The organism is Vibrio sp. L5-1, from assembly GCF_021728315.1.
GTDB lineage: Bacteria > Pseudomonadota > Gammaproteobacteria > Enterobacterales > Vibrionaceae > Vibrio > Vibrio splendidus_K.
This window is the reverse complement of record NZ_JAKKCQ010000001.1, coordinates 984,812-1,007,933: the sequence shown is the minus strand read 5'-3', so window position 1 is coordinate 1,007,933 and position 23,122 is coordinate 984,812. Positions and strand designations below refer to the sequence as shown.

The 23,122-nt window shown below is 44.3% G+C and carries 19 protein-coding genes; 7 read left to right on the top strand and 12 right to left on the bottom strand.

Features of this window, described 5'->3' with window-relative positions; all coding sequences use genetic code 11:
* Positions 1–20: 20 nt before the first annotated feature.
* The 7 genes from L3V35_RS04125 to L3V35_RS04095 all read right to left on the bottom strand — a co-directional run bounded on the left by L3V35_RS04125 (position 21) and on the right by L3V35_RS04095 (position 7,869).
* The gene (locus L3V35_RS04125) at positions 21–890 is read right to left on the bottom strand and encodes a hypothetical protein (RefSeq protein WP_237298519.1); all 870 of its coding nucleotides are present in this window, start codon (positions 888–890) and stop codon (positions 21–23) included.
* The gene (locus L3V35_RS04120) at positions 859–3,297 is read right to left on the bottom strand and encodes a pilus assembly protein PapC (RefSeq protein ID WP_237298517.1); all 2,439 of its coding nucleotides are present in this window, start codon (positions 3,295–3,297) and stop codon (positions 859–861) included. Before L3V35_RS04120 ends, L3V35_RS04125 begins: the two co-directional genes overlap by 32 nt.
* A 44-nt stretch (positions 3,298–3,341) precedes the next feature.
* Complete coding sequence (locus L3V35_RS04115; protein ID WP_048609919.1) at positions 3,342–4,016, bottom strand: fimbria/pilus periplasmic chaperone; 675 nt, start codon at positions 4,014–4,016, stop codon at positions 3,342–3,344.
* A 52-nt stretch (positions 4,017–4,068) separates the two neighbouring features.
* Entirely contained in the window at positions 4,069–4,740 is a 672-nt protein-coding gene (locus L3V35_RS04110) for a hypothetical protein (protein WP_237298516.1), read from the bottom strand.
* A 122-nt stretch (positions 4,741–4,862) separates the two neighbouring features.
* Positions 4,863–5,507: a response regulator transcription factor gene (locus L3V35_RS04105; protein ID WP_237298514.1), complete on the bottom strand. Its 645-nt coding sequence runs from the start codon at positions 5,505–5,507 to the stop codon at positions 4,863–4,865.
* A 31-nt stretch (positions 5,508–5,538) separates the two neighbouring features.
* The gene (locus L3V35_RS04100) at positions 5,539–6,297 is read right to left on the bottom strand and encodes a helix-turn-helix transcriptional regulator (RefSeq protein WP_237289694.1); all 759 of its coding nucleotides are present in this window, start codon (positions 6,295–6,297) and stop codon (positions 5,539–5,541) included.
* Positions 6,298–6,684: 387 nt separating this feature from the next.
* On the bottom strand, positions 6,685–7,869 hold the full coding sequence (locus L3V35_RS04095) for an MFS transporter (protein ID WP_237298512.1): 1,185 nt from the start codon (positions 7,867–7,869) through the stop codon (positions 6,685–6,687).
* Positions 7,870–8,150: 281 nt separating this feature from the next.
* Here L3V35_RS04095 and L3V35_RS04090 point away from each other — a divergent pair, with 281 nt between their 5' ends.
* Entirely contained in the window at positions 8,151–9,032 is an 882-nt protein-coding gene (locus tag L3V35_RS04090; RefSeq protein ID WP_237298510.1) for a LysR family transcriptional regulator, read from the top strand.
* Between the two features lie 154 nt (positions 9,033–9,186).
* On the opposite strand, the gene L3V35_RS04085 is transcribed toward L3V35_RS04090, so the two are convergent.
* Positions 9,187–9,684 carry a hypothetical protein gene (locus tag L3V35_RS04085; protein WP_237298508.1) on the bottom strand — a complete coding sequence of 166 codons (498 nt, stop codon included), beginning with the start codon at positions 9,682–9,684 and terminating at the stop codon, positions 9,187–9,189.
* A 494-nt stretch (positions 9,685–10,178) separates the two neighbouring features.
* Between L3V35_RS04085 and L3V35_RS04080 the strand changes: the two genes are divergently transcribed.
* Positions 10,179–11,708, top strand: a complete 1,530-nt coding sequence (locus L3V35_RS04080; RefSeq protein ID WP_237298506.1) for a phospholipase D family protein — start codon at positions 10,179–10,181, stop codon at positions 11,706–11,708.
* A gap of 120 nt (positions 11,709–11,828) precedes the next feature.
* Here L3V35_RS04080 and nfsA read toward each other — a convergent pair whose 3' ends face one another.
* The 3 genes from nfsA to L3V35_RS04065 form a co-directional block, all read right to left on the bottom strand.
* The gene (gene nfsA / locus L3V35_RS04075) at positions 11,829–12,551 is read right to left on the bottom strand and encodes an oxygen-insensitive NADPH nitroreductase (protein WP_017087636.1); all 723 of its coding nucleotides are present in this window, start codon (positions 12,549–12,551) and stop codon (positions 11,829–11,831) included.
* 206 nt (positions 12,552–12,757) lie between these two features.
* Positions 12,758–13,870, bottom strand: a complete 1,113-nt coding sequence (locus tag L3V35_RS04070) for an outer membrane protein transport protein (RefSeq protein WP_237298504.1) — start codon at positions 13,868–13,870, stop codon at positions 12,758–12,760.
* Between the two features lie 140 nt (positions 13,871–14,010).
* On the bottom strand, positions 14,011–15,411 hold the full coding sequence (locus L3V35_RS04065; protein ID WP_237298502.1) for a DUF1254 domain-containing protein: 1,401 nt from the start codon (positions 15,409–15,411) through the stop codon (positions 14,011–14,013).
* A gap of 242 nt (positions 15,412–15,653) precedes the next feature.
* On the opposite strand from L3V35_RS04065, the gene L3V35_RS04060 reads away from it, so the two are divergent.
* From L3V35_RS04060 to L3V35_RS04040, 5 genes are all read left to right on the top strand, one after another.
* Positions 15,654–16,805: an anaerobic sulfatase maturase gene (locus L3V35_RS04060; protein WP_237298501.1), complete on the top strand. Its 1,152-nt coding sequence runs from the start codon at positions 15,654–15,656 to the stop codon at positions 16,803–16,805.
* A 17-nt stretch (positions 16,806–16,822) separates the two neighbouring features.
* The gene (locus tag L3V35_RS04055; protein ID WP_237298499.1) at positions 16,823–17,719 is read left to right on the top strand and encodes a LysR family transcriptional regulator; all 897 of its coding nucleotides are present in this window, start codon (positions 16,823–16,825) and stop codon (positions 17,717–17,719) included.
* A gap of 185 nt (positions 17,720–17,904) precedes the next feature.
* A complete protein-coding gene (locus tag L3V35_RS04050) occupies positions 17,905–19,443 on the top strand; it encodes a sulfatase-like hydrolase/transferase (RefSeq protein ID WP_237298497.1) in 1,539 nt (512 codons plus the stop codon).
* Positions 19,444–19,516: 73 nt separating this feature from the next.
* Positions 19,517–20,962, top strand: coding sequence for a DUF1254 domain-containing protein (locus tag L3V35_RS04045; RefSeq protein ID WP_237298496.1), 1,446 nt, complete (start codon positions 19,517–19,519; stop codon positions 20,960–20,962).
* Between the two features lie 177 nt (positions 20,963–21,139).
* A complete protein-coding gene (locus L3V35_RS04040; protein WP_237298494.1) occupies positions 21,140–22,384 on the top strand; it encodes an NADH:flavin oxidoreductase/NADH oxidase family protein in 1,245 nt (414 codons plus the stop codon).
* A 108-nt stretch (positions 22,385–22,492) separates the two neighbouring features.
* Here the strand turns inward: L3V35_RS04040 and L3V35_RS04035 are convergent, their stop codons facing one another.
* On the bottom strand, positions 22,493–23,119 hold the full coding sequence (locus tag L3V35_RS04035; RefSeq protein WP_237298492.1) for a TetR/AcrR family transcriptional regulator: 627 nt from the start codon (positions 23,117–23,119) through the stop codon (positions 22,493–22,495).
* Between the last annotated feature and the right edge of the window lie 3 nt (positions 23,120–23,122).

Below are 23,122 nucleotides of genomic sequence, written 5' to 3'. Positions count from 1 at the left end.
AAAAATGTCACTGCGCTACTTTAGTAAATAGGGTCTATTGCTTTCACTTGGATATGCAATTCGTCGCGGTAACTTCCTGCTCGTGACAGGTTGGTGTTGTCAGTGATCGAGAGTGAAAAAGGAATGATGTGCTGACCGCGATTATAGGTTTTTATGGATGTCATGCGGTGCAATCTAGAGACCTCTGTTCCATCGGCGGTAAGCTGATAGGTAATAGCCCAATCAGGGTTCTGAGTGTTGATCAGTTTGCCATGTCGAGGTTTAACCCAAAGCTCTGTTTGAGAATTAGAACGGATCACAAAGTCCGCTTGATAGCGCTTTCCACTATACAGTTCACCGAGTTGCCAGCTGTATCCTGTTGCTGAGCGGTGAATGTTGTTTCCACGGCCTGACCAATCAAAGGTAACGAAAGACTTTATCTTGTAAGTCGCGGTGCTTGTTAGCGTTGATACTGGGTTGTCCTCATACTTGAGCTTGGCAATAAAAGGTACGATGTATCTTGCAGCGTAGTTAATTTTTGCTCTCGGGTCGACCAAGTAAAAACGGACAGGAGAATTGTATTTTGCGTATAGCAAGTACTCTTGTTCTTTGGGATCGTAAGCAAGTAATGTTTGGCTTTGGTTGACGAAATAAGGTCCATTTTTGTCCTGTGTATTGAGGATTTTCAACCGAACCGATTTTAATGAACATTCGCCGCTTTGAGTGCGTAGCTTTTTGAGCTCGTATTGAATTTTCGCAAATCCCGATTTATCAAACTCAATCGGACCATTGTTAAGTTGGGTTAAGCTCCATACTCCGTTGCAACTCTGTGCTAGCAATGGTGAAGGCAGCCAGAGAATGCATAATGTGAGCAGCCAATTAGTTTTTTTCATTGGAAGTACTTTGAACATTGTTTGCTCCTTGTTCTAGTTGAATATCAGAAAGCCTCAACAGGTTATCGTCTGATTCAGGGATGCTGATGCTCCCCGTTGCGTCGGAGTTGATCGCTTCGATTCGATAATCACCGCTGCCTATACCTTCAACAACGAACCTTCCGCCTTTGTTGGTGAAGAATGGATAAGATGTGTCATCGAGATCGGTTAAATAGCCTTGAGTTAACGCAAGCGGTTGACCGTTAGCTAGCAGTAACTTGCCTATTATGGTTTTAGATTTTTTGGACCCAACGGTGATGAGATGACTGGTATAGGCGCCTGGGGTGATGTTGTACATATAATTGCCGATGTCATAACCAACAGGTGCGTCTGGCGCATCAACAGTAAAACTCTGAGTGATATGGGCTGTAGAGAGGCTGATAGCATTGGGGTAACCTTGCTGAGAAATCGCTTCTGCATGCGCGTCTTCATCGCTGTTTATCAGGGCATCCGACTCTAAGCTTTCATGAACTTGCACTAAAGCCGCCGCACCGTATATTGGGCGTGACCAAGAGAGATTGCTGTCACTAATCGTGAATGCTGTGCTGGGTCTAAACGAGGTGACTACAGTGTCTTCGGTATTGGTCGAGTTGTAATAATTGATATCTCCATCATATCTAACCCGGTTGCCTATGTAGTCACCACGTAATTGGTACTGCCCTTGGCTTGATTCGATATCAGCAGATAGAGAATAGCCATATTGGCCGACTTGGTTTTTACTTGGCTTACTGAAGCTTGCTCGTAAGATCTCAGTATCGCTGGCGTATCCTGCATCTGCGGTATATTGGCCGTCATCAGAACTCCATGTCCAATCGACAGACACGATCCCCTCTGTGTTCGAAATTCCCTCATTTGGGTCTTCTTCATGAGTGATACCTAAACCAATCACAACATTGGAGTAAGACCAAGACGTTGAGGCTTCTGCGCTCCATTCCGTATCGAAACCATTCTGTTTATCAAGGTTATATGAGAGCGATAAGTAAACATCATCGGTAATGCTTAAGGTATAGCTGACAGCTGCCGAATGGCCTGTCGTTCCTTCTTCTGTCCAGGGTTGATAGGAATAGGTATCATAAGATTCAAGCGCGATACGTAAGTTGGGGGCACTGTAATTGTTTTGATCCCAGAGCGAGGCGGCATAATCGATGCTTGCGATATAACCGGTTTCATCATATTCACTCGATTGGCTGCCTGATAGTCGAAAGCCAAGATTACCGATGGGGGTACCAAACGTAGAGATCCCTCCCAGTATGAATCCGTCTTTATGATAAAAGCCATTTAACCCAAGCGTTAAGTGTTCGGTTAAGCCATAGTCATAATAGGCACTGGTGATTAAACTTTGGGTATCGTACTTATAGTGGCTGTCTGCTATTTCTGAAGGAGCACCAAAATACACGCCAAAGTCAGATATACCCTCTTTAAGCAGTTTTGAATTGTAGAACACGCTGTAGAGAATGGAGTCTCGCCTTCCTGATTGATATTCAATATCCAAACGAACGTCGTTGCTACCTGAAGACAGCGGCAAGTTATCGAGCATGTAACGTCCTGGTGGAAGTCGAAACTCTGTCACGTAAGAACCATTTATGTACAGTTCGATATCGGCAGACTCTTCAAGCACTAAGGCTTGAGTGCCTCCTACCTGAATACTGCGATTCGGTTGTAATGCTGAGTAATTACGTTCGAACCCGATTCCGCCAAATTGCTGGCTAGGCAGGTGACCTGAAGTGCTGTTGACTTGGTCGCCAAAAGTCACTCGATAAGGGATTTCTGCACGATCAATAAAGGCCGATATATCACCACGATAGAAAGTTTGTTTCTCATCGGTGCCACCATCAAAATAGCCTGAAAGTTTATAATTAACTCCTCGTGCACCAGCAAAGTTCCCTGTAGAGACCCACTCTATATTCCACTTTTGTTCTTCACTTTGAGTCTCAACTCCTCGTGTATCAGATAGGCCAAAGTTAAAGTTATTGATGTTGGTGAAGAAGGCCGACGTGGAATAAATGGGAGGAGAGTAAGGGGCGCTGAAACTTAGCGCTTGCTCTTTTCGTGCATCTTGAACGAAAGATAATGAGATTGACATGTCAGACGATGAGAAGGAGAGCAACACGCCCCAGTCTTTTAGTGTTTCAACTGAAATAAAAGTGTCTTTGTACGTAGATAACTTACCTGATACTTCATTTGTAAGCGCTGAACCAATCAGTGTATGCAGTTGAACAGTATGAACTTTGGAGATAGTTTTGCCATCAGAGAAAGCATCGATATCGCCCACAGTTGAGCCCAAATAGTTGATTGGGAATGGAAATAGCCAATCCGCGCAAAAGGCGTGAGGTTGGGTTAGCAAACATAGAGAGACGCACAGAAGAACTGTGTAGTATCGGCTCATGTTTACCTCCCAATAAAGCTCGTGTAGAAGCCGGTGGTTCAGTGTTAATCATTTTTTTTAATGGTGATACCAGTGACTTTTTTGAACTCGTTTGGAATAGGGTAATAGGCGGTGGCGCCAGGCATTAAGTAACCACTTGTCTTAGTGTCTATTTGGCTCCAAGGTAGGTCTTTTTTCTCGCCATTCATTTGAAGTTCGAATACTGAATGAAGCAAGTTCACTAAGACTTGGCTGGTGTTTTCTACCACTATGTTCCTGTCTTTAATCGAGGGCTTCATAGTCGGCTTTATTGAGTTAGGAGATACAAAAGCTAAGGTCGAAAAACTAAGAAGTGTTTTTATTTTACTGTCACTATCTTCAGGCCCTTCAACTTCTAGTTCGTTGAATTCGATTCGGTACAGTTTGGTCATTGTGAGAGCATCGCTAGGGATATAGCGCACCCGAATTTTTTGAGAACTTTGTGGATCTACCATTATTTGAGGAGGCAAAATGAGAAAACTATCCTCATTAAGCGTTAGCACCTCACCGGTTTCATCGTAACTTACGTCATACACCACAACTTCAATTGGAAGTGAGCGGTCTTGAGGATTATTGATCGTATAGCTTGAGAGAGCCTTTCCTCCAAATTCGTTCATTTCTTGATACATGGGGGTAATTTCGTAGCTGAAAGCGGCGGTGTGGAAGAGTAGCAGACTGATAAATAAAGTAATGTTTTTCATAAAACCCTTCCTAGGTAAAACGAGCCCACGTTTGCGGGCTCTAATTTATGAGCTAAAATCCACACATGCGATGACAAGTTTTCGCTTGGAGTTTCACATACACTGTAGAGCGATAATTACCGGCTCTTGCTAGAGCTGCACCCTCTGTAGTAATACTAAGAGGAACTTCTGCAATTCTTGCTTTTTGGTGTTCACCACTCCATTTAACTTGGAAGTTACCTGTCGTATGACCAAACAAACCATCACTTGCATTGCTTGTATCGAAAATGTCGGTTTGATTTGCTTGTAATGTGTAATCGATACGTTCTTTACCAATGGCCATGCCGAAACGAGTCATTTTGAAAGGTGTGGCAGTCATATCGACTTCCATTGATTTCCCGTAGTTACACCAGGCACGAAGACTTGCAATTGGTTTACTGGCTGTTAGCCCTGAGACCAAATTTTTGCTATCTGCCAGCATGTTCGTTAGGTGGATATCACCATTAACAAACTCTCCGGCTTGTGCTGATTTCAAGTTGAGCACACAACGTTGTGGAATCGTGCCTTCCATGCGAATGTGTGCGCCATCAGTGTTCGTTGCATTGGTCAGAAGAGCATTGGTTGCTCCTCCAAATTGAACCACATTAGCTTCTAACTTGGTTCCACCTGGACCACCACCAACAGCGAAACTATTTACACTGAACATCACACCAGCTACTGCTACCGCTAATATTAATTTTTTCATAATTATTCCCTCATTACTCTTGTTATTCCCGACAACAAATACATAGTAATTAGGATTTAAAAAATATACCTCGCAACGAGGGGTGATATATTGAATAAATAAGTATGAAAAGAGTGCTAATTTTAAACGGTTAATTCATGAGCTTTAGCAAATAGTTCATGTCGAGAATGTACATTCAACTTGGACATCACATTGTAAGCGTGTGTTTTTACTGTGTTTATACTGACATTTGTGTCGTTTGCTATTTGTATGTTTGAAAAACCTTGAATCATTAATTCAAAGACTCTTTGCTCTTTCTTTGTTAAAAAAAACTTTGATGTTACTTTTTCTGTGATGGAATAGGAATTCTTAGAAATGCTACTGATACAAAGGTCAATAATAAAGCTTTCCATAATATGTCTAGGGAACCAAAGCTCTCCCTCTTGAACAGATTTAATGGCTTTTGGAATAAATTCAAAATGATTCACTTCTATTTGGCCAAAAAAGCCAAATTTTAGGTAATCGTAACAAGCGCTGCATTTAATATTGATGGCGATCCACTTATCTTTTCTATTGATAATTGAAACACCACACTTGTCTGGCATCGGTATCGTACTTCTGTCTAAAAGCACAACGCCTTTATACTCAGGGTCAAGTTCAGAATAAGATTCGATAACTTGAAATTGATTGAGTGGGAAAGAAAGTTTCAATAAATCTCTGATCACTCGCGACAAGGTGTTGCTGCGAGTGATCAAGCATGTGTAAGGTGCTGGTCGATTATTTTGCATACTTTGAGCCTTCCTTGGCGGCAGAAGCGAATTAGGTGTAAGCAGAGCGTATTGGTGGGCTGATGAGCCACTGCCCTTGTCCAAATCGAGAGATCAGTTGGTTTTGGTTTTTACATTGTGTTTTGTGCAGGATACTCTTGATCTGACTGCGAACCGTTTCTTTTGATACATCACGGGTTTGTGCGATCTCAGTACCGTTCAATCCTTTAGTCAGTAGATCAAGCACATCAAGTTCTGACTTAGTCAAAGACGGGCTCGTGTTGGCCGTTTTTGGCTCAGAATATTTACGCCAATGTGAGACCATAGTACGGTGGGCGACCCATGAATTTGCCCAAGCGATGGCAATGTCACATATTGATTTTAACTGGCGTAATTCATCAATCCGGAGTTCATCGACACTATGAAACATTATTGATATTCCATGTTCGTAAAGTAGATTTTCAGAAATACTATAGAAATTCAGATAATCTTGTGCGACAGGGAGCTTGTCATGACCCAATATTCTATTGTCCATTATGTCATCTAGCTTGTGATGAATTTTTCCTTTACGGCTCTTTGAAATCAACATGAGATAATCATCTAGATTGTCTGTGATTACCTCTGTCAGTGAGACTCCATCTGACAAACCATCAATATATTTGAAGGCTGGGAAGTCTGGTTTTGATGAGATAACTAATGTGACATGCTCAATTCCAAGTGTAATTAATCCATTTCTTATCGCTTCTTCGAATTCAGACGGGGATTTATTAAGTCCATTTTCTAGTGGAATCTTCAATTCTGATATCTGCATAACTCAATCCATTTAGCCTATTGCAAGCGATAACTCGAATATATTTTGGTGCTTCATTTGAGTTTATCTAAGGTTGATATTAGTCATTAAATGATAGGTTTATCATCACCCAATTGGGTGAAGTAATCCACAAACAATCCACTTTTTATAATAATGGATGCCTATTGAGCAATTAATTGATTTGAATCAATATTAGAAGGGCGATATCGAAGGGTATTTAAATTCAAAAAAAGATTCATAATAAATTATTACTCAAATTATAATTAATAATCTCTTAATTTAATTCAATCGAGGATGTGTTATTTATGTTGTTTGATTCTTATTTGCGAGAAGACAAGGTAGAAAATAGCAACGATGTAAGATTTCATCGTTGCTATTTGGTTAGAGTTATTGGTTCGTCGCTTGGAATGCTGGTTTTTTATTGTCTAGATCACCACTAATTCGGGTCAACACTAGCGCGATTAAGACAATCATAGCCCCGATCCAAGGGGTGTTCATTAATCCAGATTTCGCGACAATCAAACCACCGCCCCATGAGCCCAATGCAATACCGACGTTGAAGGCTGCAATGTTCAACCCAGAAGCGACATCGACTGCGTCTGGTGTGTATTTCTCAGCCAGTTTCACAACATACACTTGTAGCCCCGGAACGTTACCGAATGCAAATGCCCCCCAAACCAAAATAGTCGCAACGGCTGCGTAAGGGTTTACTGCGGTAAAGTTGAATACCACCAGTACTGCGGCTAAACCAGAGAAGATAACGGTCAGCGCTTTAATCGGGCCCATCTTGTCGGCCATTTTACCGCCCCAGATGTTACCTACCGCCACTGACACACCGTAGACCAACATGATTAAGCTGATTGAGCTCGAATCAAACCCTGATACGTTTTCCAGTATTGGAGCAAGGAACGTAAACGCTGTGAATGTTCCGCCATAACCGAGTGCCGTGATAGCGTAAACCAACAGTAAGCGTGGTTGAGTTAGAACCTTTAGTTGTGCCGAAATCTTCGCCGCTGGTGGTTGCTTAAGGTTGCTTGGAACCAAGATAGCGCTACCGATAAGAGCAATAAGACCAAGCAGAGCAACGATCAAGAAGGTCGCTTGCCAGCCAAAGGTTTGGCCGATATAAGTGCCCAGTGGTACGCCGGTTACCAATGCAACCGTTAAACCCGTAAACATGATCGCAATGGCACTGGCTGCTTTATCTTTTGACACCAAACCTGTCGCGATGGTCGACCCAATCGAGAAGAACACACCATGGGCAAGGCCAGTCAAAATTCGTGCGGCGATCAGCGTGTTATAGCCTGGAGCTTGCCACGCCAATAAGTTACCAATGACAAACAATGCCATCACGGTCAGCAACACCGCTTTACGATTCCATTTGCCGGTTAGTGCCGTTAATACTGGTGCGCCAATAGCAACACCAAGCGCGTATAAACTGACTAATAGACCTGCCGATGGCAGAGATACATTCAAGTCGCTCGCCATGGTAGGAATCAAGCCTACGATGACAAACTCTGTGGTTCCGATGGCAAAGGCGCTGAGCGTCAATGCAAGTAATGCTAATGGCATAATCATCTCTCTTACTGTTCTTTGTTAAATACCGAGCGCGATAAAATGGGGCAGCTTGTGACTGCAATAGGAGCGCTTCGTTTGATGGCGAGGATTATCTAGCAAAATATATTTGTGAAAAATGCCATCATTAACAAATAACCTTTGTGTTATTTGCAATAATTTGAGAGTTAGCCGATCATAGGATTAAGCTGATGAGATCGAAAAGACACACATGATTTGAGCTGTGATGATCACAAGCGAGATGACATTAACCAAAATGAAGATAGCGAAGGAGCCTCATGTTAACCCGTTCAGATGATTTAGAAATGGTACTCACCGTCGTCGATGCTGGTGGTTTTTCTGCGGCGGCAGAGGCGCTGGATGTGCAGGTCGCCAAGGTGTCTCGTTCGGTGAGTAAGGTTGAGTCGCAACTCGGCGTCTCGATATTCAACCGAACAACGAGACGCGTGGAATTGACGGAGGAAGGGCGGCAGTTTGTCGATTCAGTCAGGGTAGGGTTACAGGTTATTCAGAGCGCGGAAGAAGAAATCGTGTCGCGTGGTGAGTTACCAAAAGGTCGTTTAAGAGTCGATGCCGCCAGTCCATTCGTATTCCATCAGCTAGTGCCGTTGGTGCAGTCATTCAAAAAGGCTTACCCAGACATTGAGTTGGAACTCACTTCCAACGAAGGCTTCGTTGATCTTCTGGAAAAGAGAACTGATGTTGCGATTCGAATCGGTAAGCTGTCCGATTCAACACTGCACGCTCGCCCGTTAGGAAAAAGTTTACTCCATATTGTAGCGTCACCTGATTATCTCGCTAAGCGTGGGCTACCCATTAAACCTGAAGATTTGAGTTCACATCAAATTGTGGGTTTTGCAGGGAACAAAGTGCTTAACCATTGGCCTTTACCAAACCAAAGTTATGTCGCGCCTACCGTGACAGCCAGCAACGGTGAAACCGTGCGTCAACTAGCACTAGCTGGAAATGGGATAGCTTGTTTATCGGGGTTTATGGTGCAGGAAGATATAGCTGCGGGTCGTCTAATCCCTATTCTGGAACAAGATAAACTTGCCAACACAGACCGAGAGCGAGTGAATGCGGTTTATTATAAATCGTCTTCTGTCTCTAAACGTATCTCAGCGTTTATTGATTTTATTCAGTCAAGGTTGAGCTTGTAGGAAGCAATTAAACACTCTTTAACAGCACACTGCCAAACCGTTATTTGAATCGTTTGAGAGTGGGTATTCGTATCAATGTTTAGAGAGCACATATTGTTGTATTGAGATTCGATAGGTGGATGTGATCTCAATATTGTTTACCAACTTTTACTGTTTAAAACCCGCCCGCCCACACATCAAAATCGTCAATGTTGTCGAGCTCTTCCTTGGTTCTTGGCGCGGGGTAATAAGGCAGAGCTAATCTTTGAACGGAAGGTTGCAGTTCCCAATCGGGCGTAATCTTGAGTCGTGTTAACTCATCGTTGAGTCGCACAAACATATAGTAGCCATCGGCATGGGTATTGGCGTAACTTGCGATGGTCGCAATGTCACCAGAAGGTAATTTTACATCTCTGCCGAGCGGGTAAAGTTGATGCAAAGCGAAGCTGACTTTAGGGTCTTGCAGCTTACCTTGTTTAAAGCGTTCTAGGCCAATCGCGGTTGAGGTCGTGCGAGGCTTCCAACCCGTGAGGAATAATCCACTCAAGCTATCTTGGAACGGTTTACCATTTCGATTGCCTTCATTGCTAATGAATTGAACTGTTAGTTTATCTCCTGACTCTTCCAGAATTTCTAAAAACTGTTCACCAGTGCGATCGACTAAAAGCTTCATAATATCCAAATACCATTAAGAATGAGATGCGATAAATGGTACTACTTTAGGGTTGGTTTTGGTAGGGGCTATAAAGGTTATGCAGCGTGAACACTGTTTTCAGTGTTGATCGTTACATTCCCTTTATATGGACAATAGTTTATCGCTTACGCAAGTAGTGAATTTGCACTATCTCATCTAAGTAAGCCGACACACCTTTTAGTGTGAAATCAAGCGGTGACACTAGCTCTCCAAACAATGGTGAAGCATCACCCAGACCGAACACAGCTCGCCATCGAAATGGTAGAAAACCCGCTAAGTTTATATTGCCTGGCACTCACTCAACTTAAGTGATTTGTAGGTCAATTTACTGATCTTCAAATTTATACTGGATAATTACCTATAAATTTCAGGCTTTAGCAGTAATAATCAATGAATAGACCTGAACAGCTTGTGAGTCGCAAAGCTGTCGGGACAGTTTCTAAAGACGTTACCGTGAAAAGGAAGTCAGACACATGCCTGTGCTCCAACGCATCAGTTTAACCTTAATTTTAGTCGCTATTCTCGGCGGCTGTTCTTCATTACCAGAAGGCATCGACCACCCAGCAGAACCGTACACCTCTTATGGACCAAGCACTTTGTCGGTTTTAGTGGATGAATACCTACCAACATCAGAACAGGCGACTACCGCCGTTCGTTTACAAGAATCCGGTTGGGATGCGTTAGCGCAGCGATTGGCGTTGGTTGAAAGTGCAGAGCACACCATCGATATTCAATACTACATCTGGAACTCCGACGAATCGGGCAGGTACCTAGCAAGTCGTTTGTTAGCCGCAGCTGACCGTGGTGTTAAGGTGCGAGTGATGTTGGACGACATCAACCTCAATGAGCGTGAAGGCCTATTATCGGCACTGGATGCACACCAAAACGTCGAGATTCGAATCTTCAACCCAACACCAACACGCCGTGGTTTTAGTAAGTGGTTGAGCTTCCTTGGCGATTTCTCCCGCTTAAACCGCCGTATGCATAATAAATCCTTTACCGTCGATGGCACCTTGTCTGTGGTTGGCGGACGTAATATTGGTGATGAATATTTCGACCTTTCTGACGAGATCAACTTCCGAGATCGTGATGTATTAGTGATGGGCTCAGTCGTTACCACGATCCAAACCAGCTTTACAGAGTATTGGGACAGCCGTTGGTCTTACCCTGTCGATATGTTGGGTGACGAAGAACAACCGGATCTTTCAAAGATTGACGATATCACCGTTCCACAATACAAAAACTACCCAGAGTTACCATTAAACCGTGAAGCGGCAGATGGCTTGTTGAAAGAGGCTCTTGATGAGATGACTTGGGTCAACGCTCGCTTTGCTTACGATCGCCCTGTGCCTATCGATTCAGATAATACCGATGAACCGAAAGCAACGGCGGTTCTTTTAGGGCAGCTTGCAAGTGAATCGAAGCAAGAGATCTTACTTGAATCCGCTTACCTTGTATTCGATGACGGTCAACTCGAAGAGTGGCAGGTATTGAACAATAAGGGCGTTGAGATAAAAGCGCTCACTAACTCTATGGCGTCTAATGATCTGGTGACTAATCACTCCGCTTATGCGGGCAGACGTTACGACATGTTGGATCATGGCATCGATCTGTTTGAGTTAAAACCAGAATCCAAGCTATGTGAAGCATCGACTCAAGACGCGTCGAAATGTGCGCCTGAGACGGCTTATGGCTTGCACGCTAAATCAGTCGTATTCGACCGCAGCATCGCGAGCATTGGCTCATTCAACTTCAACTTACGCTCTACCTACCTCAATACTGAATCGGTTTTGATCATCGAGAATAAAGAGATTGCTGAAACGTTAGCTGACACCATTGAGCAAGCAATGAATGAAGAAAACAGCTGGCGATTAGAACTGGAAGACGGTGATGTGTATTGGTATTCAGGCGAGCAAAGTTGGGACAGCGAACCAGAAACCGGCAAGTGGGAACGAATGCAGTCAGGCTTCCTACAGCTGTTACCGATTGAGAAATACCTGTAAGAATGTCAGTACCTTAGAAATGAAAGATGTCAGCGCATAATACGCTGACATTTTTATTTGTGATGACGAAACGGAGCTAACCTATCTGAACCTTTCTCTGTCTTCAGAGCTGTTCTCGAGCTATCGTTTGGTCAGTTGTTTACTGTTCAAGTAAGGCAGAATGTGCGGGCGAGATTCGCCAGACAACTTCTGTGTGATCTGTTGTGACCAACTGCTTTGCTTCTGATTGCTTGAGCGGTTCGCGTAGTAGCTTTGCATTGAATCGTCGTAGCTGGCAATTTCATCTAAGCTCAACGGTTGGTATTGATTTTCGTGCATGACCACGTGAGCAGGAAGGCGAGGTTTGACTTCAGGCTGCTGCGCAGGGTGACCTAAACACATACCAAATAGCACGGCCGTGTGTTGTGGAAGTTCCAGTAGTTCATCGACTTGTTGCGCGCTGTTACGCAAGCCACCGATGTACACGCCACCTAAACCAAGAGACTCCGCAGCCAGCATACAGTTTTGCGCCATGATGCCAGAATCGACTGCGCCAATCAGGGTCAGTTCAGTAAAGTCGGTTTTCACTTCAGGGTTGATTTGAGCGTGGCGTTGATAGTCGATACAGAACACCAAAAACTCAGCCGCGTTCTCAACATAAGCTTGGTTACCTGCGTATTCGGCTAGCAGTTTTCGCTTCTCTTTGTCTGTCACTCTCACGATAGAAACAGCCTGTAATAAGCTCGATGATGACGCGGCAAGGCCTGCCTGAACAATTAAATCGAGTTGCTGCTGCTCTATTGGTTGATCTGTATATTGACGAATGGAGCGGTGCCCCAGAATGGTTTCAATCGTGCTGTTCATAACTCTCAGACAGTCCTTGTGATGATGACGTAGAGATTCACAATAACGACAATTACCATGAGCGTAAAGGGTGTTTGAGTCTTTCTGGTTGGCGGAATGATATTCATGAATTCAAAAGGATTGCTCTCACAGCCAATCCTTTTTTATACCGTTTCCTGCTAGAAGCTAGAAGCTAGAAGCTAGAATGGAACGCTCAAGAGTTCGCTTTAATGGCGAAGAGACAAAGTGATGAAGTGAACTCTGTTGGTCGAATAGCTGCCAGAAGGCTGAAATAGTCCTGAGTCAGCATTAATTTCACTATGGCCTAGATCTTGGTATTGGTAGCTCAATCCTAGATGTAAGTCATTGGATATCTTCTTCTCAGCGCCAAATCCGATACGCCACTGTTTATCGAGTGGGAGTAACACATCTCTGTTTTGACTGCTTAAAGGGCTAGTGTCACCGCTCAGTCCGCTGTACAGCAACCAATCCTCATAAGCGTATTCCACACCAACCCCAAGAGAATAGGTGGTTGAGTATTTGTCATCATAATCTTGCCATGTTTCCATGTTGGAGCTGAGTAGAAGGTTTAAATCTTCATTTAATGAATGCTTCAACCCTAAATTTAAGCTTCGAACCCAAGTCAGTTCAGAGCTAATTCCAAAAGCGTTGGCGTTATCAAGGGAAAGGTCGTGATCAAATTTGTCCTGATAACTGACACCCAATTGTGTGTTGTCATTTATGTGGAGATTGAGACTCAGGCCGAACCCTAGCTCAAGGCTATCTCCTTGAAGTTCGCGACCGTTCAAAGCTTGAGTTTCAAGCGCAGTGTGCTGCAATATCAAAGAACCACCAAGGGACAGTTGTTTATTGACCTGATATGACAATGACGACGTTAAGTTGAGTGCCGAAATGCTATTTTCTTTGATCAATAAAGCAGGGTGCGCGCCAACGCCGTGTGAGTATTCAACGCCAGTGCCGCCTGCTGCGTGCAATGCTGTGCCAACGACCCATTGGTCATTGAGCCTTGATGCGTAAGATAAGTGAGGGAGAACATCCGCGCTGCTTCCTGTGGTTGAAGCCGAGTTATCGTCACGGACAAAAGTGGTTTCCACATCGAGGTATTGAACGCCGAGAATCCAAGCGCTTTCTTCAATGGCCGATAACCCCGCAGCGTTGGTGATCACTGCGGATGCATCGTTCGCGGTTACGTTTCCTACGCCAGCTGTGCCAACGCTTTTGGTAGTCGCAATCTGAGATAGGTTTAATCCTCCCGCGTGCGCGAGAGAGCTGACTATCCCTGTTACTAACAGAGACAGTGTGATGAAAGGTGTTTTCAAGAATAGAACCTCATTTTCAGTGTATGAGTCATGTTGCTAGTAATTTGAGTCATGTATTTAGGGATAGAACGAATTGCCACGAGCGAATACTAAGAACGCCGTGGCAATTGACTTGATCTACTTAATTGGCTTAATTAGAGCTAGAGTTTTTCAACTTGTGGCAGTGGATATTCATTGTCTAGAACGGCTTGAGTCGGCTCATACAGGCGCATGTGAAGATAGAAGTCATCTTGAGGTGCAGGCAGCCAGTTACACGTAGGATCGGTTGGTTTTGCGTATTGAATGCATATTGGCAATGTGCCGTCTTCTGCGTATTTCAGTTCATCCTTACGATTGGTTGAGATGGAGTAGCGTTGAATGAAGTTCTCAACCATGAACAGGTTTTTAGCGTCGTACATGGTCAAAGACCAAAAGGCGTCAGCGGGTGCATCAGCTGGCATGGTCATTCGATATTGATTGGATCCCGATAGCTGCTCGCCATTCGAGTCCGTGTATCGATTTGGGTAGAGTGCTCGCTCTGGTACATTCAAACCAGCCGCACGCATATTGATGCTCGCTCGGCTCAGGTAATCATTTCCGTAGCGGCCACCCTCGTACATCATCGACCAGCCATTATTGACATCGCCGATGCTTCGACCAGCGTATTGAATGATCTGCTGTGAAGACTCAATCGCGCGCATTAGCCCTTTTTTCTGTGCTGAGGTTAGCGCTTCAGGGTTAAAGGGGGTCGATCCTCCAATACCAATTTGTTGGAATTGATCAACGATGGCAGCATCTTCTGGAATCGGGTTTTTACGTAGTTCACGGTCAATTAGCGAATACCACTCTAACCCTTCAGGCCTCGCCATGGGTGGGATGCGACCTGTCGAAGCTTTGAGCTCTACGATGTCATGCTCTTCGCCGAGTTGATCAAGTGGGTAGCTGAGGAATTTGTCGTGAGTAACCAAGGCGTCATTGAGATCTTGCTCCCCAAACACACCCGTGCGTTGAATTAACCAAACCATAGGAGTGCGAGACTCTACGACACGATCAATTCCCTCTGGCACTTCGCCAGCCCATCCTTTGTTAACCAAAAGTATTTTGGTTCCTTGGTCGCCGACATTCTTCACGTGCAGATCTTCAATCGAATCTGAGTAAGCATCCAATAACTGAACAATGTAATAGCGGTTATCGGTGCGAGGAATATCAATCACCATTGGACCTGATAAATCCAGATCGTAGTGAGCTTGTGAGTAGAGCGTATCGTTGTTGACGGTCGGTACAATTCTATCCTGAGGACCGGATAGAACGCGTGTTTTACCCATCTCATTCAATGGTGCCATGGCGTTGTCCATCGGCGCATCAACAGATGTGGTCGTTTGCCTAACCGCTGCCACGGTTAATGGGCCTGTACCATAGATAAATGCTTGAACACCTAGATTGTAAGCGAGCTCTTCTTCAGGATTAATAGATTGTTGGGCAAGGGATGGCATCGCGATAATACCGGACAAAGAACACACTAAACTGGTCAGTACACTTTTCTTATAGAGGAGCTTTCTCATGGAACACCTTAGATCGTAGGAACAGAATTAGGCATTTATCATATGAGCAAGTGAGATTAAGGAGTGTAATAGCCGATATTAAGGATGTTAATAGTCTATTTTTATTATTCAAGTGATTGTTTTAATTAATATTAATTCAGGTTGGTGAAGCGACTCTACGACGTGTGCAGGTAGGGGGCCTGAGGCGCTATTGTTTGATTGATTTTCGGTTGATATGTTGGCAAAAAAGTACGGGAATCGATATGAACACATCCACTTATCCTTTTAGCTTATTCATTAAAGCCGAAGGGGCTCAGTGCAATCTGGACTGTAGCTACTGCTATTATCTCAATAGACAAGATGTCGATAAAAGATCTTCAATGTCTCTGGATATGATGGGGCAAATTGTCGGTGCTCATATCGACGCGCAGCCAATGAAAGATCAGCAAGTGGACTTTATCTGGCATGGTGGCGAGCCCATGTTAAGAGGGCTCGATTTCTATGAAACGGCAATGAAAGCACAGGCAAGCAAAGCGACGGAAAAGCGTGTCGTAAATACCATGCAGACCAATGGAACCATGATTAACGATCGCTGGGCGAACTTCTTTGCTAAACACAATTTCATGATGGGCATCAGTATCGATGGCCCCAACATTCTGAATGACATCGCTCGGATCGACAAAAATGGTCAGTCGTCTTTTGAACGCACAATGCGTGGGATGTTTTATCTAAAAAAGCACAACGTTGAGTTTAATACGTTAACGGTCGTGAATAATAAAACCTACAAACACGGCAAAACGATCTATCAATTTTTGGTTGAAAATGGCAGTGGTTATATGCAGTTTCAGCCTTGTATCGATCATGAGTTGGACAGGCGAACAGGGCACGACTGGTCGCTAACCGGTGAGCAATGGGGGCTGTTCCTTTGTGATTTGTTTGATGCTTGGAGCGCCAATGATGTCGGTAAAGTGTATATCCAGTTTTTTGAAAATTGTTTAATGGTGTTGATGGGCTACCAAAGCCAAATGTGCCATCACAGTGCGACTTGTGGACAGCAATTAATGGTTGAGCATGACGGTAGTGTTTACAGTTGTGACCATTATGGGTACCAAGATCATCAACTGGGTACTGTGAATAGTGATAAGCTTGCAACCATGGCGAGTTCACCTGAACAAATAGCGTTTGGCACCAACAAATATCATGAACTGAACAGCACTTGTCGAGGTTGTGACTTTGTTGAGCTTTGCCAAGGTGGCTGCCCTAAGAATAGAATAGCAACAACCGAAGATGGCAGCGCGATGAATCATTTGTGCCAAGGGTATGAGATGTTTTTTCGTCACGCATTACCCAAATTATTGCCAATGGTAGAAGCGATGAAAAAAGGGTATTCGCCAGCGTACTTCCCACTTTTCTAAATAACTTGGAGTCGGGCATGACCAGAGATCTAAACTTACTGCGGCTTATTTTGGTGCTCAATGAAACTCGCCAAACGGTAAGCGCAGCAAAAGCCTTAAACGTAAGTCAGCCGACGATCAGTGTCATGCTTCGTAAGCTCAGAGAACAATTTGATGATGAATTGTTTGTTAGAGATAAAGCGAGGCTTGAACCTACTCCAAAATGCTTGAAGCTCATCGAAACCTTGCCTCTGCTATTAGAACAACTAGACAACCTTTATATCCCCAATGAAGAGTGGGACTTGGAAGATTTAAGAGGGGAGGTTCAAATCATGTTACCTTCCCCTTTGTTGATCCCAGTGGGTGTGCCACTAATCAAAAAGCTGACCAAAGAAGCGCCGCAAGTGACGTTTCAATGTTCACCTTGGTTAGATAACGGCGTCCAATCTCTAGAGACCAACCGAATGTGTTGGGGAGTGAGCTATCTTCCTATGGACGTCAATAAAACCCTGACTGAGCGCCCAGTTGGCTTTGATAAGTTCATGTTGGTGCTAAGAGCTGACCACCCAATTCAAGGTAATTCCCTTGAGGACATTCTGAAATACCCACTCTGTATCAATATGATCCCTGGTTACATTCAGCCGTCCAAGACGGAAATGTTGATCAAAAAATATGACTTAGATAAACACATTGCGCTCAGAAGCAACAATATGAACTTGATGCTGGAGATAGTTAAGGACAGTGACTTTATCTATATTACATCGTCGAAATGCCGCTATTTGCTTGATCACTCTTATCGCTGTATCGATTTACCGCCGGAGCTGTTGAAAGACACCTATCGTCGAGAATTGGCACTGTTTACTCATCAAGCAAACCGTAATAACCCGTTCACGGATTGGCTTCAAAAAGAAATTACGTCGATCATTCAATCCTAGTGTCACGCTACTATTCTTTCTAAATAACGCCCCTTTATCACTGCCACTATTAATAATCGTAATAGTGGCTATCAAGCCATTTTAGACCTCTTTCTTATACCATTTACCTCAACAATGGTTCGCTGAGACATGCACAATTTTCGTTGTGACTTCAGCGATTTACTCATAGTGAATGAGGGTTATAAATGTATAAGTCTTTTGTTAAATCCGCTCTGGCGCTTTCGGTGCTCGCGAGCGTCAACGTACATGCCGCGAGCCAACCCAATGTGGTTGCCATCATGCTCGATGATGTGAGCCCAACGGATCTGTCTGCCTACCACCGTGGTTTAGGCGCGGTGGATACGCCGAACATTGATCGAATTGCCGAACGCGGCATGATGGTCAGTGATTACTACGCACAAGGTAGCTCTACTGCAGGTCGTTCTGCCTTTATCACGGGTCAATATCCATTCCGAACAGGCTTAACGTCTGTCGGTCAGCCGGGTTCTTCACTTGGCCTTCAAAAAGAAGATCCAACCCTAGCCGAAATGTTGAAAGACAAAGGCTATGCGACCGTGCATGTCGGTAAAAGTCACTTAGGCGATAACAATAGTCACCTGCCAACGGTGCACGGCTTTGATGAATTCTTCGGTTTCCTTTACCACCTTAATGTTATGGAGATGCCTGAACAGCCGGAATTCCCAACAGACCCTAACTTCAGAGGGCGCCCTCGTAACGTTCTTCACACTGTTGCTACCGAGAGTGTGGACATGCAAGAAGACCCAAGATTTGGTGTGGTTGGAAAGCAAACAATTGAAGATAAAGGTCTTTTAGGCGCTAAACGCATGCAAACCGTTGATGGCGAATTTTTGGAGTTTGCTACGAATTGGCTTGATAGACATGAAGCAGAGAAAGACGAACAACCTTACTTCATGTGGTACAACCCGACGCGTATGCACCAAAAAACACACGTGCGTCCGGAATATCAAGGCGCGAGCCAAATCAACACCTACTACGATGGCTTGATCGAACTTGATGATCAGATCGGTGTGCTGCTCGACAAGCTTGAAGACTTGGGCGAAATCGACAACACCATCATTCTCTTCACATCTGACAATGGCGTAAACCTAGATCACTGGCCTGATTCCGGCTCTGCATCATTCAGAGGACAAAAAGGCACGACATGGGATGGCGGTTTCCGTGTGCCTATGTTGGTGAGTTGGCCGGATAAAATCCCTCAAGGTGAATACACCGATGGCTTCATGACCTCAGAAGACTGGGTGCCAACCATTATGGCTGCAGTGGGTGAAGGCGACATTAAGCAAGAGCTGCTTGATGGTAAAGAGTTAAACGGCGAGCGCTATCAAGTCCACTTGGATGGGTATAACCAGCTAGACATGTTGACTAAAGGCGAGCCGAGTCAACGTCATGAGTTTTTCTTCTACAACGAGCAAGATTTGAATGCGTTCCGAGTTGATGATTGGAAAGTGCACCTAAAAACCAAAACGGAATGGATTGCGCCTCCTGAAGAGTGGCCACTAGGGATGCTCATCAACATCAAGGCTGATCCTTACGAGCGTAGCCCTGATACTCGCGGTTGGTTCTTATGGATGAAAGAGAAGTCTTGGGTATTACCAAAGCTGCAAAAATCAGCGGCAGAATATCAGAAGTCACTCAAAGCGTTTCCACCAAGACAGAAAGCCGGTGGTATTGGTATGGCAGACAAATCAGTGGTTGCTGACTAACGCCAATACAGTGAATTCAGGTGTGCTGTAACAAGCACACCTTACATATTGCTTTTAGTTGGGACATTGATTGATGAAAAAGAACATACTTGCGACAGCACTGGCTTGTGCTTTCATGGTTGCACTTCCGTCTACGCTACTAGCGAGCCAATCCGTGGACGCGACTAGCGTAGCTGTGGCAACAAAAACAGCAATGGAGATAAAGACGGAAACTCTCCCCGTTGAGATGGCGAGCTTAGCGTCGCTCAAAAAGGATAATCAGTTATTGGCACAACTTGCCTACGAGTACGCGTACTCGATAGATGAAGCCTACAAATATTTTTACAAAACCGTCGTTGAGCAAGACTACCCTTTGAATCGATTTCAAAATATTCGAATACTTGCTGACGACACTTACACTGCGCATCCGACGATTAACAATGACACGTTACACTTGATGGGGTGGATGGACCTAGCAGCAGAGCCTGTCATCGTTACGATTCCAGACCATGATGACAATCGATACTGGTTGTTCCATACGATGAATATGCAGCACTTTACTGACTCGGCTTTTGGCTCTCCACAGCGAGGCACAAAAGGCGGCAGTTTCATGTATGCAGTTGAAGGGTGGAAAGGTGAAGTTCCTGCGAGTGTCGACCAAGTGATCTATGTCGAGCATCCGCTGGTCAAGATGATGGGTCGAATCATGGACCTTGGTGGTGACGATTCTGCAACTGCTCAAAAGTTAATGGATCAATGGAATATTAGGACGTTGTCGGAATACTTAGGTCAGAAAGGACCAGATCCTGTCGTACGCGAGTATCCCGATCCTGAAGACTCTAATTGGGTCGAGCGAACCAATTTCATCCTGTCTGAAGGAACAATGAAGACGCATGACCAAAAGCTGCTTGAACAATTCGAGTACATTAGCTTGGGAGATTCTGAATTAGGCAAAGCTAATCATCCATTTACGAAAGAGCAGCTTCGTATGATCGAGTCTGGTCAAAAAGATGGACTGGAGCGAATTATTAATGCGGGCTTTGATGATTCACGTGACGTGTTAGGCACTCGCGATGAAATGACCAAGGTTCCAAGCTTTCAACACGCCTACGGTACCTTAATGGGCCAATGGGGGCTGCCTGCAAAACACACTATGTATAGCGGTGACTTCTTTGATAGTGAAGGTGGTGCGCTCGACGGTAGTAAGTATGATTACACGGTGACCTTCGATGCGCCACCGCTAGAAGAGGGTGGTTTTTGGTCATACACGGCTTACAGTGGTGAAACCCGATTGATGGAGAAAAACGAGTTAAACCGTCATTCCCGTGGAGACAGAACGCTAACGCCTAATGCTGATGGCAGTTACACCATTTACATGGGTAGCGATATAAAAGGGCATGAAGATGATCCTAACTTCTTACCTATCCCCGATCACCAATGGTATTCAGTGTTACGCATGTACACGCCCGGTGAAGAGGTAAGAACAGATAAATGGAAATCGACACCATTTACCAAGGTCAAAAAAACCACGATAAAGTGATGACTTAAACTGCCTGTTTAAGGTTTTGTTTATAATCGATTAATGCCAGCTGCTATGCCGCTGGCATTTTATTATTGAGTGAAACTTGCTTCGAAATAGGCACTAAATGCTCAGAACTGTCGGATAAAATAGGGCATACTGGATGCAATATATAGACCAAAGAAAGTAACCACGCGCATGAATCCGATCTGCCTCAACGACTCTTTTTCTCTTCCTAATGGCCAAGTGATCAAAAATCGCCTGTTCAAATCAGCAATGAGTGAACAGCTAGGTGATAAACACCATAACCCTAAGCAAGGTTTAGTCACGCTTTACCAGCGTTGGGCTCAAGGAGGCATTGGCCTATCCATGACGGGCAACGTGATGGTCGATAGAGGCGCACTTGGTGAACCTAAAAACGTTGTGTTGGATGAACACAGTGACTTAACTGTATTTCGTGAGTGGGCGAAGGCTGGAACACAGAGTGGTTCTCAGATATGGATGCAACTGAATCATCCTGGTAAGCAAATTCCTAAGTTCTTATGCGATAGCCCGGTTGCTCCTTCGGCTATCTCTTTAGAGCGTGGATTAGAAAAAGGCTTCAATAGGCCACGAGCTCTGACTGAGACGGAAATAATCGCAATCATTGATAAATTCGCGCTGAGTGCAAAGCTTTCAAAACAAGCGGGTTTTACTGGTGTGCAGATCCACGGTGCTCATGGTTATCTTGTCAGTCAGTTTTTATCTTCGAGACACAATCAACGCCAAGACAAATGGGGTGGGTCACTTGAAAACAGACTTCGTTTTGTACTTGAGGTTTATCGCGCGATTCGAAAAGAGGTCGGTGACGATTTCCCTGTCGGGATTAAGCTTAACAGCGCCGACTTCATGAAAGGTGGCTTCACTGAAGAAGAGTCGATGCAGGTTGTGCAAACACTGAGTGATAACGGTATCGACCTGATTGAGATCTCCGGCGGCACCTATGAAAGCCCATCAATGATGGGGTCGAAAAACAAAGCCGAGCCATTGAAGACCAGCACAGTAAAGCGTGAAGCGTATTTTATGGATTACATGGTTAAGGCGAGAAAGCTTGTGAGCACGCCGCTGGTGGTCACGGGAGGTTTTCGAACCGCGCAAGCAATGAATGAAGCATTAAACACTTCGGCGACCGATTTTATTGGTATTGCGCGCACAATGGCGGTTGATCCTGATTTCCCTAACAAGTTAATTGAAAACCCTAGCCACGGCATGCCGCTAACGGTGCCAACCACAGGAAAGCCCGCTTTAGACAAAATGGCGATGGTAGGACTCGTTTGGTATGAACATCAGATGTGGCGCATCGCTTCTGGCAAGAACGCCGACCCTAAATTAAGCGCACTCGGTGTGGTGTTAAAAACAATTTTCAGCGCTGGCTGGCACACTTTCAAGAAGCGCAGAGCGTAGAAGTAATGGATTGTTAAAGCAGAACTTTGAGGAATTGAAGTTCTGCTTTTTTATTCTGGTCACGAGCGCAAATAGAAAGGTAAGACGTTATCGGGATTACAGGTTCTCTTAATGCGTATGCATCCTGCTAGGCTCTGTTTTTTGACAGATATGCGGAATATACAGCTTAAGGTAAGACTCGGTCAGTCGGATTGCTTCGTTGGCAAGTTCTGGTGTGATGCAGCCATGTTGGCGATAAGATAACGAGTATATTTTATCTGCGACTTGCAATGAGATAGCGAAGACATTGATGGATTGTGGCAATTGAGGAACATCAAAGAACTGTCGATAAATCGTTTCTACTTCCTTACCAAGAATTAAGTCATTTTCAGTGTCCGCATGGCCTAATTCGGTGAATGTATGACGACCCAAAATAAGCTTTTTAGCAATCGGGTTATTGTTATAATAATTCACATAGGCTGTTTCAATCATACGATTGATATCAGTCCAATGACTAACATGCTTGGCATCTATACATTTACTGAGTAGAGAGTCGAAATCAATAAATACGTCATCTAACAGGTTATGGAATAAGTTCTCTATATTTGGATAGTGATGATAAACCGTGGACGTTGCCATTCCACACTCTTTAGCAACATCGTACATTGAAATATCCGTTGCTTCACGGCGTTCCATTAGTTGCACAACAGCATCATGAATTCGAATTAATTTTTCTTCGGTTGTTACTTTGCGCATCTA

Bases quoted from the DNA above. Each gene is read 5' to 3' on its own strand.
- L3V35_RS04125 (WP_237298519.1), bottom strand. From the start codon at position 890: ATGTTCAAAGTACTTCCAATGAAAAAAACTAATTGGCTGCTCACATTA.
- L3V35_RS04120 (WP_237298517.1), bottom strand. From the start codon at position 3,297: ATGAGCCGATACTACACAGTTCTTCTGTGCGTCTCTCTATGTTTGCTA.
- L3V35_RS04115 (WP_048609919.1), bottom strand. From the start codon at position 4,016: ATGAAAAACATTACTTTATTTATCAGTCTGCTACTCTTCCACACCGCC.
- L3V35_RS04110 (WP_237298516.1), bottom strand. From the start codon at position 4,740: ATGAAAAAATTAATATTAGCGGTAGCAGTAGCTGGTGTGATGTTCAGT.
- L3V35_RS04105 (WP_237298514.1), bottom strand. From the start codon at position 5,507: ATGCAAAATAATCGACCAGCACCTTACACATGCTTGATCACTCGCAGC.
- L3V35_RS04100 (WP_237289694.1), bottom strand. From the start codon at position 6,297: ATGCAGATATCAGAATTGAAGATTCCACTAGAAAATGGACTTAATAAA.
- L3V35_RS04095 (WP_237298512.1), bottom strand. From the start codon at position 7,869: ATGCCATTAGCATTACTTGCATTGACGCTCAGCGCCTTTGCCATCGGA.
- L3V35_RS04090 (WP_237298510.1), top strand. From the start codon at position 8,151: ATGTTAACCCGTTCAGATGATTTAGAAATGGTACTCACCGTCGTCGAT.
- L3V35_RS04085 (WP_237298508.1), bottom strand. From the start codon at position 9,684: ATGAAGCTTTTAGTCGATCGCACTGGTGAACAGTTTTTAGAAATTCTG.
- L3V35_RS04080 (WP_237298506.1), top strand. From the start codon at position 10,179: ATGCCTGTGCTCCAACGCATCAGTTTAACCTTAATTTTAGTCGCTATT.
- nfsA (WP_017087636.1), bottom strand. From the start codon at position 12,551: ATGAACAGCACGATTGAAACCATTCTGGGGCACCGCTCCATTCGTCAA.
- L3V35_RS04065 (WP_237298502.1), bottom strand. From the start codon at position 15,411: ATGAGAAAGCTCCTCTATAAGAAAAGTGTACTGACCAGTTTAGTGTGT.
- L3V35_RS04060 (WP_237298501.1), top strand. From the start codon at position 15,654: ATGAACACATCCACTTATCCTTTTAGCTTATTCATTAAAGCCGAAGGG.
- L3V35_RS04055 (WP_237298499.1), top strand. From the start codon at position 16,823: ATGACCAGAGATCTAAACTTACTGCGGCTTATTTTGGTGCTCAATGAA.
- L3V35_RS04050 (WP_237298497.1), top strand. From the start codon at position 17,905: ATGTATAAGTCTTTTGTTAAATCCGCTCTGGCGCTTTCGGTGCTCGCG.
- L3V35_RS04045 (WP_237298496.1), top strand. From the start codon at position 19,517: ATGAAAAAGAACATACTTGCGACAGCACTGGCTTGTGCTTTCATGGTT.
- L3V35_RS04040 (WP_237298494.1), top strand. From the start codon at position 21,140: ATGAATCCGATCTGCCTCAACGACTCTTTTTCTCTTCCTAATGGCCAA.
- L3V35_RS04035 (WP_237298492.1), bottom strand. From the start codon at position 23,119: ATGCGCAAAGTAACAACCGAAGAAAAATTAATTCGAATTCATGATGCT.